This window comes from Bradyrhizobium sp. SYSU BS000235, from assembly GCF_049747295.1.
In the GTDB taxonomy this organism is placed as follows: domain Bacteria; phylum Pseudomonadota; class Alphaproteobacteria; order Rhizobiales; family Xanthobacteraceae; genus Afipia.
In genome coordinates, this window is sequence record NZ_JBMHJM010000001.1 from 1,567,434 (window position 1) to 1,579,652 (window position 12,219).

General features: G+C 60.7%; 15 protein-coding genes and 1 tRNA gene. 8 read left to right on the forward strand and 8 right to left on the reverse strand.

The window, feature by feature from the left end; translation table 11 throughout:
- Positions 1 to 4 precede the first annotated feature (4 nt).
- Positions 5 to 886: a tRNA glutamyl-Q(34) synthetase GluQRS gene (gene gluQRS, locus ACP0KA_RS07280; RefSeq protein WP_424628161.1), complete on the reverse strand. Its 882-nt coding sequence runs from the start codon at positions 884 to 886 to the stop codon at positions 5 to 7.
- 235 nt (positions 887 to 1,121) lie between these two features.
- On the opposite strand from gluQRS, the gene ACP0KA_RS07285 reads away from it, so the two are divergent.
- From ACP0KA_RS07285 to ACP0KA_RS07295, 3 genes are all read left to right on the forward strand, one after another.
- Positions 1,122 to 1,886 carry a DNA-3-methyladenine glycosylase family protein gene (locus tag ACP0KA_RS07285; protein ID WP_424631504.1) on the forward strand — a complete coding sequence of 255 codons (765 nt, stop codon included), beginning with the start codon at positions 1,122 to 1,124 and terminating at the stop codon, positions 1,884 to 1,886.
- 23 nt (positions 1,887 to 1,909) lie between these two features.
- A complete protein-coding gene (locus tag ACP0KA_RS07290; RefSeq protein WP_424628162.1) occupies positions 1,910 to 3,004 on the forward strand; it encodes a DUF2855 family protein in 1,095 nt (364 codons plus the stop codon).
- Positions 3,005 to 3,138: 134 nt separating this feature from the next.
- Positions 3,139 to 3,696 carry an HNH endonuclease gene (locus ACP0KA_RS07295; protein WP_424628163.1) on the forward strand — a complete coding sequence of 186 codons (558 nt, stop codon included), beginning with the start codon at positions 3,139 to 3,141 and terminating at the stop codon, positions 3,694 to 3,696.
- Positions 3,697 to 3,761: 65 nt separating this feature from the next.
- On the opposite strand, the gene ACP0KA_RS07300 is transcribed toward ACP0KA_RS07295, so the two are convergent.
- Positions 3,762 to 4,568: an SDR family NAD(P)-dependent oxidoreductase gene (locus ACP0KA_RS07300; protein ID WP_424628164.1), complete on the reverse strand. Its 807-nt coding sequence runs from the start codon at positions 4,566 to 4,568 to the stop codon at positions 3,762 to 3,764.
- Positions 4,569 to 4,676: 108 nt separating this feature from the next.
- Here ACP0KA_RS07300 and ACP0KA_RS07305 point away from each other — a divergent pair, with 108 nt between their 5' ends.
- A complete protein-coding gene (locus ACP0KA_RS07305) occupies positions 4,677 to 5,621 on the forward strand; it encodes a GlxA family transcriptional regulator (RefSeq protein WP_424628165.1) in 945 nt (314 codons plus the stop codon).
- A 58-nt stretch (positions 5,622 to 5,679) separates the two neighbouring features.
- On the opposite strand, the gene ACP0KA_RS07310 is transcribed toward ACP0KA_RS07305, so the two are convergent.
- The 5 genes from ACP0KA_RS07310 to ACP0KA_RS07330 form a co-directional block, all read right to left on the reverse strand.
- Positions 5,680 to 5,982, reverse strand: coding sequence for an HU family DNA-binding protein (locus tag ACP0KA_RS07310; protein ID WP_424628166.1), 303 nt, complete (start codon positions 5,980 to 5,982; stop codon positions 5,680 to 5,682).
- A 224-nt stretch (positions 5,983 to 6,206) separates the two neighbouring features.
- On the reverse strand, positions 6,207 to 6,929 hold the full coding sequence (locus ACP0KA_RS07315; RefSeq protein ID WP_424628167.1) for an LrgB family protein: 723 nt from the start codon (positions 6,927 to 6,929) through the stop codon (positions 6,207 to 6,209).
- Positions 6,926 to 7,312, reverse strand: coding sequence for a CidA/LrgA family protein (locus ACP0KA_RS07320; protein WP_424628168.1), 387 nt, complete (start codon positions 7,310 to 7,312; stop codon positions 6,926 to 6,928). Before ACP0KA_RS07320 ends, ACP0KA_RS07315 begins: the two co-directional genes overlap by 4 nt.
- A 95-nt stretch (positions 7,313 to 7,407) precedes the next feature.
- Positions 7,408 to 8,235: an LssY C-terminal domain-containing protein gene (locus tag ACP0KA_RS07325; RefSeq protein ID WP_424628169.1), complete on the reverse strand. Its 828-nt coding sequence runs from the start codon at positions 8,233 to 8,235 to the stop codon at positions 7,408 to 7,410.
- Between the two features lie 177 nt (positions 8,236 to 8,412).
- Complete coding sequence (locus ACP0KA_RS07330) at positions 8,413 to 8,886, reverse strand: hypothetical protein (protein WP_424628170.1); 474 nt, start codon at positions 8,884 to 8,886, stop codon at positions 8,413 to 8,415.
- A 188-nt stretch (positions 8,887 to 9,074) separates the two neighbouring features.
- Between ACP0KA_RS07330 and ACP0KA_RS07335 the strand changes: the two genes are divergently transcribed.
- Both ACP0KA_RS07335 and ACP0KA_RS07340 read left to right on the forward strand, forming a co-directional pair.
- The gene (locus ACP0KA_RS07335; RefSeq protein WP_424628171.1) at positions 9,075 to 9,359 is read left to right on the forward strand and encodes a PsiF family protein; all 285 of its coding nucleotides are present in this window, start codon (positions 9,075 to 9,077) and stop codon (positions 9,357 to 9,359) included.
- A gap of 158 nt (positions 9,360 to 9,517) precedes the next feature.
- Positions 9,518 to 10,609 carry an AbrB family transcriptional regulator gene (locus ACP0KA_RS07340; RefSeq protein WP_424628172.1) on the forward strand — a complete coding sequence of 364 codons (1,092 nt, stop codon included), beginning with the start codon at positions 9,518 to 9,520 and terminating at the stop codon, positions 10,607 to 10,609.
- Positions 10,610 to 10,636: 27 nt separating this feature from the next.
- Here ACP0KA_RS07340 and ACP0KA_RS07345 read toward each other — a convergent pair whose 3' ends face one another.
- A complete protein-coding gene (locus ACP0KA_RS07345; RefSeq protein ID WP_424628173.1) occupies positions 10,637 to 11,179 on the reverse strand; it encodes a disulfide bond formation protein B in 543 nt (180 codons plus the stop codon).
- 147 nt (positions 11,180 to 11,326) lie between these two features.
- On the opposite strand from ACP0KA_RS07345, the gene ACP0KA_RS07350 reads away from it, so the two are divergent.
- Both ACP0KA_RS07350 and ACP0KA_RS07355 read left to right on the forward strand, forming a co-directional pair.
- Positions 11,327 to 11,411, forward strand: a tRNA-Leu gene (locus tag ACP0KA_RS07350).
- Between the two features lie 460 nt (positions 11,412 to 11,871).
- Positions 11,872 to 12,198, forward strand: coding sequence for a GrlR family regulatory protein (locus ACP0KA_RS07355; protein ID WP_424628174.1), 327 nt, complete (start codon positions 11,872 to 11,874; stop codon positions 12,196 to 12,198).
- Positions 12,199 to 12,219 lie beyond the last annotated feature (21 nt).

Below are 12,219 nucleotides of genomic sequence, written 5' to 3' on the forward strand. Positions count from 1 at the left end.
ACGCTCAGAAAATGTCGAGCGAGGTTAATCGCCGGACCTCGTCCGGCGTCACCCCGCCGGCCCGTAGCGCCCGAAGCGCGGTTGAATGTGTCGATTTGGACAACTTGTGCCCGCTCTCGTCCATCAGGAGGGAATGGTGCCGATAAGCGGGCTCCGGCAGGCCCAGCAGCCCCTGGAGGAGGCGATGAACGGCGGTCGCCCAGAACAGGTCCTGTCCACGGACGACATGGGTGACGCCCTGGAGGGCGTCGTCAACGACCACCGACAGATGGTAGCTGGTTGGCGTCTCCTTGCGGGCCAGGATGACGTCACCCCACTGCTCGGGCCTGGCCACGACTTTCCCGGCCTCGCCGTTGGGCCCTTCGCCCTGCTCAGTCCACGTCAGCGCGCCGGTCCGTGCCAGGGCCGATGTCATGTCGAGCCGCAGGGCGTAGGGTGCACCGGACTGCATTCTCGCTTCACGCTCCACGCGCGACCAGTGCCGCGCAGTCCCTGGATAGATCGGCGCGCCATCCGGATCACGCGGCCAAACGCCTGCTTCCTCTTTTTCGCGGACAAGCTGCGCGATGTCCGCCCGGCTCTCATAGGCGGGGTAGAGCAAGCCCTCTCCCGCGAGACGCGAAAGCGCCTCGCCGTACAGTGCGAGGTGTTCGGATTGCCGCCGCACCGGTTGCTCCCACGTGATCCCGAGCCAAGCCAGATCTTCATAAATCGCGGCTTCATAGTCCGGGCGGCAGCGCGTCGTATCGATGTCCTCAATACGCAACAAAAACCGGCCGCCGGTTTTCCGCGCCAGATCGAAGTTCAGCAGCGCCGACCGGGCGTGCCCCAGGTGCAGAAATCCGTTCGGGCTTGGCGCAAATCTGAAAACGGGTGGCGTTGTCATCTCAAACTCTGGTCGACGACGCGCGGCGGGCATTTGCGCTGGTGTGGCGTCTCGCAATTGCCGACCTCTCTTGCAGCTAGCGTCTTATCGGCAATTGCGAGACAAAAGCCACACTAGAATTATAGGTTTGCTAGTGTCCTATCGTCTCCGAATAACCGTGCGAGCGGGCGGCAAATTGGTCGGTTATTCGGAGACGGGAGACTAGCGTCCGATTCCCTTCATGCTGATGAATTCAATGACAGTCCACCTCAACACGCAAGCCGACCTCGAAGAAGCCATTCAAGCGCTGGTCAAGCTCGACCCACGGCTCGGGCCGGTGCTGGATATCGCGGGCATGCCGTCGCTACGCCGGCGCGAACCGGGCTTTGCCGGTCTCGCCGCCATCATCTGCGGCCAGCAGCTTTCCACATCTGCCGCAGCCGCGATCTGGGGCCGCGTCAGCACGGCTTTCAATCCGTTCGATCACGAGAAGCTGAAAAGTGCGCGCGCCGACCGCCTCGGCCGCCTTGGCCTGTCCGCTGCAAAGATCAAAACACTGAAGTTCATTGCACGAGAGCTCAGCGAGGAACGCCTCAACCTCGACGTGCTGGCCGAAGAGGACGCCGATGCCGCCCATGCAACGCTGACGAAACTGCATGGCATCGGCCCTTGGACCGCGGACATCTATCTGCTGTTCTGTCTTGGACACGGTGACGCTTGGCCGGCCGGTGATCTTGCTGTGCAGGAAGCGATGCGGATCGGTCTCGGATTGAAGTCACGACCGACCGTGAAAGAGATGCAGCCCTTGGCAGAGCCGTGGCGTCCGCTACGTGGCGCAGCGGCGCATCTGTGGTGGTTGTATTATCGCGCGGTGAAGAAACGCGAAGGTGTGTTGTCGTCGGACGACAAGGCCACCACAAAAGCCGCGACGAAACCTGCTTCAGGAAAGAAACCCGTTTTAAACAAGGCACTTGTCGCAAAGAAGTCATCGGCAAAGGGAAAGATCACGCCACGGAAGTGAAACTCTAAAGCGGGAGCACGGGCATGACAGCGTCCACGCAGTTTGTCGTCGCACGTGATGATCTGAAGACCTGCAGGCTCATCGAGACACCGCTGCCCGAAGTGACGCAGCTGCCCGAGACCGGTTTGCTGGTGAAGGTCGAGCGCTGCGCCTTCACGGCGAACAACATCACCTACGCGCTGCTCGGGGACCAATTGAAGTACTGGGATCTGTTCCCGGCGCCGGAGGGCTTCGGCAACATCCCGGTCTGGGGTTTTGGCAAGGTCGTCCAATCACGACACCCGGATGTCGCCGCTGGCGAGATTCTGTTCGGTTATTTCCCGATGGCCACGTACCTCGTGATCGAAGCCTCTGACGTGAAGAAAGCGGCTCTGCGTGACGGCGCCGCCCATCGCCAAAGCGTATCCCCGGTCTACAATTCCTATGCACGGGTGACCGGCGATCCAGCCTTCGCCGGTCGTGAGGGCGACTACCAGGCGCTGCTGCGGCCGCTGTTCATGCTGTCCTTCCTGGTGGATGATTTTCTTGCCGACAGCGATTTCTTCGGCGCGCAAAACGTCATCCTCTCGAGCGCCTCAAGCAAGACGGCGTTCGGCCTGGCGTGGCTGCTGCACTCCCATCGCAAGCCGGTGCGTGTCATCGGCCTCACATCCGCGGCAAACGCCGCGTTCGTTCAGTCACTCGGCTGCTATGACAAGATCGTGAACTACGACAAGATCAACGACATGCCGGCGACCGCGCCGGTCGCATTCGTCGATATGGCGGGGAACGCCGACCTGCGCGGCAAGCTGCACCGGCACTTCGGCGCGCAGATGAAATATAGCAGCCGCGTGGGCCTGACCCATCAGGATGCCGGCTCCGACGACGACGCGCTGCCCGGCGCGAAGCCGACTTGGTTCTTTGCGCCTGATCAACTCCGCAAGCGCGCCAAGGAATGGGGACCCGGCGGCATTGACCAGCGATTCGCGGCCGTCTGGTCGGGCTTTACAAGGGCACTGGGACCCAAGCTCGAGATCGTGGAAAGCCGCGGCGCCAACGCCGTCCAGAAAGTCTATCTGGACACGCTGAAAGGCGACGTACGGCCCTCACAGGCCCATATGTTGTCGCTTGCCGAATAAGGCGGGAACATGGTCCAGGACAAAATCATGCCTCTGGAGACGCACGGAAACGCTCTTCACAATCCCGTCACGCTCCCTGTAGTATGTCGTTTGCAAGCTGCTTCGCAGCCAAATTAGGGGGCCAGGAGCGTTACTTGAACGCACATGTCTCGCAAGGTGGTTGGCCGGCACTGGTGCTAAATGCGGACTTCCGGCCGCTCAGTTACTATCCGCTCTCGCTTTGGTCGTGGCAGGACACGATCAAGGCGGTTTTTCTCGACCGCGTGAATATCGTTGCCAATTACGATCACGCGGTTCACAGCCCATCGTTCGAGATGCAGCTGCCGAGCGTGGTCTCGCTCAAGTCGTTCGTTCAGCCGACGACGCATCCGGCCTTCACCCGGTTCAACGTTTTCCTGCGTGATCGCTTCACCTGCCAATACTGCACGTCGCAGGACGATCTGACCTTCGACCACATCATCCCGCGCTCGCGCGGGGGACAGACAACCTGGGAAAACGTGGTCGCGGCGTGTTCGCCTTGCAATCTCCGCAAGGGCAACATGACCATGGAACAGGCGAGGATGTTCCCGCGCCAAACGCCCTACGCACCGACGGTTCATCAGCTTCACAGAAACGGCCGGCTGTTTCCGCCGAACTATCTGCACGAAAGCTGGCTCGACTATCTCTATTGGGACACCGAACTGGATCCGTAAATCGATCGTGCTCCTGGCATCTCACGAAATGCGCCGGCCTCCTTATCGAGGCCGGCGCATTGGTTTTAGACGGTTGCCAGCTTGTAGCGTGATGCCGCTTCCGTGCGGGACAGATACGGCCCAAGATTCTTTCTGGCCGTGTCGTACGTCTCCCAGACACCCGCATCGGGCAGCGAGGGAATTGTGATCAGTTCACGTTGATCGAAGCCTGCGAGCGCGGCGTCGACCATCTCTTCAGCCGACATCACAATCTCTTGCGGCAGATGCTCGACGGGCACCCCGGCCCGGCTCCAGAATTCCGTCCGCGTCGCACCCGGAAGCACGGCTTGGACCTGAACACCCTTGCCGCCGATCTCATGGTTCAGCGATTGCGTAAAGCTGACGACGTAAGCTTTCGTGCCGCCGTAGGTGCCGTTCAGAAGCTCAGGCGCAACCGCAACGATCGACGAGATGTTGATGATGACGCCGTTGCCCCGTGCAACGAACCCGGGCGCGGCGGCCCGCGTCAGCCGCGTCAAGGCGGTCACGTTGAGCTGGATCATCGCGTCGAGCTGATCAACATCCGAATCGATCAATGGTTTGGTGGCACCGACGCCAGCGTTGTTGATGAGCGCCGTAATCGTCGCGTCCGTCTTCAATCGCTCCTCGACCTTGAGCAGGTCGGCTTTGGCGTTCAGGTCGGCGGCAAGAATATCGACCTTGCGGCCGGTCTCCTTTGCGAGCCGCGCCGCCAGCGATTCAAGCCGCGACGTGTCACGTGCGACCAGGATCAGGTCGTAGCCGCGCCGTGCGAAGCGATCTGCGTAGATGGCTCCAATTCCCGAAGACGATCCGGTGATTAGGGCTGTGCCCTTGCTGGATGGATTGGACATATCGAAGGCTCCTGTTTCCTGACCCGGCGAGCCGCCGGCGTTGACGGAGCCAACCTAGGAGACTATGTAAATGTCTCAAATGTCATTCTTACCTCATTTCGGGACATCATGAAAAAGATCGGCCTCGTGGTTTTTCCGGGTTTCCAAGTCCTGGACCTTGTCGCGGCAACGGCCTTTGAGCTCGCGAACGCCGCCGCTCAACGTCCTGTCTACGACGTCCATCTGTTGTCCGAGGGGGGCGGATTGGTCACCAGTTCATCAGGCGTGCGCGTCGAGACCGAGCGCTTCGCCGATCCTGCGTTCGATACCGTCATGACCATGGGCGCGATGGACGTGGCGCCATCGACGCCCGGACTGCTTGCCTTTCTCAATAAGGCGCGCGCCGCATCGCGACGCACGGCAAGCATCTGCACCGGCGCGTTCGTCCTCGCCGAAGCCGGCCTTCTCGATGGCCGCCGCGCAACCACCCACTGGGCTTTCGCGAGAAACATGCAGCAGCAGTTTCCGAAGATCAAAGTTCAGGAAGACAAAATCTACATTGTCGACGATGACGTCTGGACGTCCGCAGGCATGACGGCCGGCATCGATCTTTGCCTCGCTTTGATCGAGGCCGACCTCGGCGTCGAGATATCCCGCACCATCGCCAAGAAGCTTGTGGTCTATCATCGGCGCACAGGCGGGCAGTCGCAGTTCTCGGCTCTCCTGGAGCTTGAGCCGAAATCGGACCGCATCCAGACCGCGCTGGCGTATGCCCGGGAGAACCTGCAGAAAGACTTGTCCGTCGAGTCGCTTGCCGAAGTGGCGAGGCTCAGCCCACGTCAATTCAGCCGGGCGTTCCGGTCCGAAACCGGACAATCCCCTGCGAAGGCCATTGAGAATCTTCGTGTCGAAGCGGCACGGATCATGATCGACGAGGGCGAGCATCCCATCGATATCGTTGCGCGCGAGACCGGCTTCTCAGATCCTGAACGGATGAGACGTGCTTTCCTGCGCGCGTTCGGCCAGCCCCCACAGGCGATCAAGCGTGCTGCACGACTGAGGCAAGTCGCATAGGCGAAGCCGTAAAGCACTTACCCCAAAAATGAATAAGGCCCCGTGAGGGGCCTTATTTTTAGACCGCGTCCTTCGCAGCCTTGACCGGGCGGGCCCGGACAATCTTGCGGGCCGGCTTGGCCTTGAACACCATCGGCTCACCGGTGAAGGGGTTGGTGCCCTTGCGTGCCTTGGTGGCGGGCTTCTTGATCACGACGAACTTGGCAAAGCCGGGAACGAGGAAGAGGCCGTTCTTCTTCAGTTCCTTGTAGCCGATGGTCGCCATCGTCTCGATAACACCCTTGATGTCCTTCTTCGAAAGCTCCGAGTGCTGCTCGTTGATCTTCTCAATGAGCTGCGACTTCGTCATTTGGGTTGCCATTGTGTCTCCAATTGCGTTGATTCGAATCATCGAACAGTATTGCGAAATCGGCGTTTCGCCTCGTACAGAATGCGATCTACACAGGAAAAAATGGGGTTTTTTGCAAAAAAATCGCATTTTCCCGCAGAATCCGGGGGAAATCGGACCTCGACAACCGCAGATACCTTAAAAAAAGGGGAATCGGGGCTGACCGCGGGAGGGCAAATCGCTCTTGCCAAAATCCCTCAGCGCAGCAGGAGGGTGGCCGCGAGCGGCACCAGAAGCGACGTCACCAGTGCATTGAGACCCATGGCGATGCCGGCGAACACGCCCGCAACCTCGTCGACCTGAAACGCCCTGGCCGTACCAATGCCGTGCGATGCAAGGCCTGCCGCAAAACCGCGGGCGCGGAAGTCGGTAATGCCCAGCCTGTTCATGGTCGGGGTCACGACAATGGCTCCCATGATACCAGTAAGGACAGTCGCAACCGCGGTGATCGCCGGATTTGCCCCGAGCGTTTCGCTAATGCCCATGGCCACGCCTGCGGTCACCGATTTCGGTGCCAGCGACAGCACCACATCCCTCGGCAGCCCGGCCAGTTCAGCGAACAGCACCACCGAGACAATGGCTGTGAGACACCCCACCACCAGCGCCATCAGCATCGGCACGATGGCCGACATCACGGTCTTGCGGTTCTCATAAAGTGGTATGGCGAGTGCGACGGTCGCGGGGCCAAGCAGGAAATGCACGAACTGGGCACCACCGAAATAGACAGTGTAGCTGGTCCCGGTGAGATGCAGGAAAACGCCGACGATCCAGATCGAATGCAGCACCGGGTTGGCGAGGGGATGCCGATGGGTCGCCTGGGAAATAGCGTCGGCGACCGCGTAAACGACCAGCGTCACAGTCAGCCAGAGCAGCGGCGTCTGGGACAGGTACACCCACAGCGAGAACGGATTGTTGTTCATGGCGCGCTCCGGCGCCGTGCGATGATCCGGCTCGTGAGCAGAAAGGTCCCGGCCGTGACCAACAAGGTGACGAGCACAGATCCGACAAGGATGATGAAGATCGCGATGCCGTGCTGCGCCAGCAGGTCGAGTTGCTGCACGATGCCAACACCCGCCGGCACGAACAACAGTGACAGATGCGCCAGCATGCCTTTCGCAGTGCCTTCGACCGCGCCCCGCCGCAACGGTCCGCGTGCCAGCACTGTAAAACGATCGCGCAGCACAAGCGCGACAAAAAGAAAGATCAGTCCGATCACCGGCCCCGGCAACGGCAGGTGCAGACCGCGGACGATCACTTCACCGATCAACTGGCAAATCAAAATCAGGCTGAGATTGGCGATCATACGGCGCTCCAGCGGCTCATCCGCCACTCTGCTGGGTGCGCGGCATGCGCGCAAGCACCAGAGATCGGAGATCGCGAGCGGGAGACAGTTGCGCTTTACTTCGACGCGTTCCGGTAGAGGTCGGCGACGTTCTTCCAGATCTCGTCCTTGAACTGCACCACTGCGGGGCTCGGCAAAATCCTCGGCGGCACCGTCGTCTTCTTGCAATCCTCGACGAGTCGCATCATCCAGACTTCGCCGTCGGTGAAATAGCTGTCGCCACCGCCGTTTCGCCCAAGCAGTGTCGGACCAAGTCCCATCACCTGGTAACGGGCGCTGATCATGCCCGCCGCCTGCAAACTGCTTTCGACCAGGTCGCGATCAAGATCGATGTCAGGTCCAATATGGTGGGTAATGGCGCCTGTGTAGCGGCTCAGCCCCACGCTCCGGTCGAAGGTCGCCGCACCGAGCCAGACCGGCCGGCCTTCCTCGCCATCCTTCAACACCATCCAGAACCGAACGTGATGCCGCTGGTCGGCGCTTTTTCCGACGGGCTTCTCAAACGCAAGGTCTTCCCGGCGGCCGGCGTAGAAAAGCGGGCTGACCGGCGCGTGCGGATAAGGTTGATCAAGCAGAACACTGCCTGAAATCTCGAGACTCGATTTCCATGTGATCGGATCGGCCGCATACCAGCCGGCCTCGCGCATCGCGCAAAGAACGTCCTTGGATGAGCCGACCAACCCGACATTGATCGCGTCGCCGGGAATCCCCTGCGCCGTGGTCGTCACCATGGGTAGGCCATCGAGCTTCTTCTGGTGCTCGTAGTGGCGCCACAGCGATGGAAGGATCACGTAAGCAAGCAGCAAATAGACGACGAGAACGATCAACAATACGCGGAGCAACCGTCTCGTCTTCGACACGGAAAGGCGCGCATGCAACGGCATCAATGTTGCCAGTCTGTTGTTTGTCCCATTTTTCCAAAATAGGGCAAAGCCACTGTCAGGCGCAATCAGCCACCTGACAGTGGTCCTCGTGTCCCGGTTCTAACGTTCGCATGACTTTGCGGCACTCTCGCCGACGAACGCTAACCAGAAAAAGCACGCAGGAGACTGAATACTGGATTAGCCCTTCAGCCTTTTGGTGCATTCGCTGTAATAGCCGCCGCCCTTCTGAATCCACTTCAGTCCGCCATTGGCGTTCGCCGCCTTATTGGCGTTGTACTGATCGACGCAGGTGTGCATGCGGCCCTTACCCGGGGTCTCGGATGAATACTTCGGTGCAATGGCCGTCGGAAAAACGGCTGCTCCTGCAGCGGCAGGAGCAGCGGCAGCAGGCGCCGTTGCGGATTTTGTAGCCTGCTCCTTTGGCGCCGCAGCCTTCGGAGCTTCCGTTGCAGCAGCCGCAGGCGCTGCATCCGCGCCGCACTGTGACTTCCGGAAATCATTCCACTTCTGGCCGCCGAGCGTGCCGGCGCTCTTCGCGGCCTGATACTTCGCGCTGCATTCCTGGGCCGTCAACGCCTGCGCCGGCATCGCGGCAAAAGTTGCTGCGCCTGTCAGCAATACGGCGCCCAACAGATGGATTCGTATGGTCATCGAACTCTCCTGAAAAAAGGGCAATCGAAAGCATCACATCCTAGCTCACGCGTTGCCCGGTTCAACGCGACAGCGTGCGATACGATCAAAAAATAATGAGCGCGGAAATTCATGACGCACTGCGTTGTTCAGCGACGGTTCATCCTGACAAGCCAACGCTTCGCACCTCTCCAACACGAGGTCTTCTCATGATGACAATCTCCTCACGCGTGATCGCCACCACTCTTGTCTCTTTCATGCTTGCCACCTCGGCCTTTGCGCAGACAGCGGCCACACCCGCTCCTGCTGCGCCAGCGACCAGTGCCGCGCCGGCCAAAGCGAAGCCGGAGCGCAGCGCGGCTTCGCTCGCATGTTCGAAACAGGCCGACGAAAAAGGTCTCAAGGGCAAAGAGCGCAAGAAATTCCGCTCACAATGCAAGCGCGACGCCGCCAAAGCCGGTTCAACGACCACCGACACCACCAAGGCGAAGTAAGACCACACGCCTGCAGTGAGCCGGCCGTGAACCTAGCGCCGCGGCCGGCTTTTTGCTGCGAGTTTGCCGCATGGAGATCGCGCGAGCCATGTGCAGCGCTCATTTGTCGGGTACGGTTCGATTTGCGATAAACGCGGCATCCTCGAACCCATTGCCTGATGTCGTTACTTCACCTGAAATTTTCAAACATCTTCGGTCCAGACCTCAAACGCGACACCTTCGGCGTGATCGAAACACTTGCGATCGGGGCCGCGGGAAGTCTCACCTTTCAGTGGCTTGAACTTCCCGGCGGCTTGATCTCCGGTGCGATGATCGCGGTCGGCATCGCCGCCATCTCCGGCCGCCCGATGGCCCTCCCCCCGATCATGGCACACATCATCCTGATGACCCTCGGCCTGTCGCTCGGCTCGATGGTCTCGCCCCAGATGCTGTCCAACATGGCGTCCTACCCGCTCAGCATCGCGATCCTCGCCGCCTCGACGTTTTGCGCGACGTTCGGCAGCAGCCTGTATCTGCAGCGCGTCCACGCCTGGGATCGCACCTCGGCCCTGCTCGCCGGCAGTCCGGGCGCCCTGTCCCAGATCATCATGCTGGCGAACGAAAAAGGAGCTGACGTTGCCGGCATCGCCGTGGTCCAGACCATGCGCGTCATCATCCTGACTGCCGCCCTGCCGATCATTCTCGCCACCTTCGGCCTCGGATCTCACGGAGCAGCGTTGATGCGCGCGGCACCGGCAACCCCGCTGGCGCTCACGGTCCTTGCGGTTGCCTGCGTCGGGACAGCCTGCCTGCTGCGACTGCTGAAATTCCCCGCAAGCTGGATGTTTGGCGCCATGCTTGGGTCAGGCGTGTTGCACGGATCAGGTTGGATCACCGGCGGACTGCCGGGCTGGGCTTACGCCACCGCTCTGATCGGGATCGGGACGCTGATCGGGACGCGCTTCGCACGCATTTCAGCCCGCACCTTGCTCAGCCATATGGTCGCGGCGCTTGGCTCGTTTGCAGCCGCCATCGTCGTCTCGGCCATCTTCGTCGCCATCGTCTTTCTGACGGCGCAGGGCCGGTTCGGGGATCTCGTGGTCGCGTTCTCACCGGGAGCGATGGACGCCATGCTGGCTCTCGCCCTCACCCTGCATATCGACCCGATCTTCGTCGGCGCGCATCATCTGGCACGATTTATCTTCGTCTCGGTCGCGACGCCGGGCATCGTCCACCTGTTCGGACGCCCGCAGGTGGACGCGGACGACTAGGCGCCAAATCCGATCAGGCTATTGAGGCTAGGCCGGCTGTCTCGACTTGATGACGCCCCAGAGGGCCAGCAGCGCCAGCGCCAGCGAGATCAGCACGTTGTAGCCGGCCAGCGACAGGCCCAGAAAACGCCACTGCACCTCGTCGCAACGAATCACTTTCACTTTGTTCAAGCCGTCCAGCAGGTTGCCGGTATTGCCGAAATCGGTGATCGGACCGGTGCAATCAGTCGGGCCCTGCCAAAATCCCCATTCCACGCCCGCGTGATAGCCGCCGAGCACCGCATTGGCGACGAGCGCAAGGCCGAGAATGGCTAAGCCGCCGCCAAGCAGGCTGCGCGACAGTCCCCGGGATGCGCCGAGGGCGATCAGAACCGCCAGCGGGATTGCGAAATAATAGGCATAACGTTGCTCCAGACAGAGCGGACAGGGCCGAATATCGAGCACCAGCTCAAAAAACCAGGCGCCGGCGATGGTGGCGGCCGCGATCACAGCGACGGCCGCCGCAGCAACGAACACCGGGTCCCAGGAGCTGCCGGCCTGCCCCTGTCTCAAGGTCGTCTCGCTCGCCACGTCGTGCTCTCCTCTTCCAGACCGGGTCGTACCTCGCACGATCAAAACTGTCGACGCCCACATGATCACAGGCGGTTGACCAGACGGCCGCGCAAGCTATAGTCCCGCCCGCTTCGTGACCCCTACCGCTCGGTGGTGGTCCCGGGAGCCCCTGTGGCGGAACTGGTAGACGCGCTCGACTCAAAATCGAGTTCCGCAAGGAGTGCTGGTTCGATTCCGGCCAGGGGCACCACCACCTTCCTTCCAAGGCAGTCCCATCCAAGACAGTCCCAGGGGATCGGTGCGTCCATTGAAGAGGCCGCGCCGGTATGGATGGTTCGACCTTCCGGTTCGGCGGCTTCGCCCGACGAGAGCCCGCCGAAACGCGTCGCTCAACGCACACGAACTCATCTGATCGACAGGCCGCGCTTATTGACTGACATCTGCGCGAGCGAGACTCGAACGCACTGTCCCAACGCCGACATTGAATCTGCTTCTCACTCCGAGCTCCGATCCAAGATGAACGATCGAGCTGCACCGGCAATGCCGTCGCGGCTGTTCAAAGAAACTGCACATTTGAAATCGGCTAAAGAATTCGATCAAATTTTTCTGATGGCGGCAAACGACGCGAAATCATCCTTTGTCGAGTTGTGCATCGGCGCGTATACACGCTAAAGAATCGTCACAACATCTCAACGAGCCAACGTCCGCAAATGTTCAAAGGTTTGTACAAGGTCGAATTCGAAACCCCGCGCGGAAAAGCGCTCGGCGTCGTGAACGCTGAGAATGGAAGAATACGCGGCGGCAGTTCTGCATTCGCCTATGTTGGCTCCTTCACCGAGAACGGGCACTCGTTTTCAGGGAGCGTTCGCAGCATCCGACATACCACAGATCCGGCACATCCATCGGTTTTCGGATTCGACGAGGTGAGCGTCAACTTTCAAGGCGCGGCGAAAGGCGACTACGCGATCTGCGAAGGTACATCGCCCGACTTTCCAAGCCTCGCATTCAAAGCCGTACTCACACGGCTTTCGGATTGAAAGCGATCCTTCATCGCATCG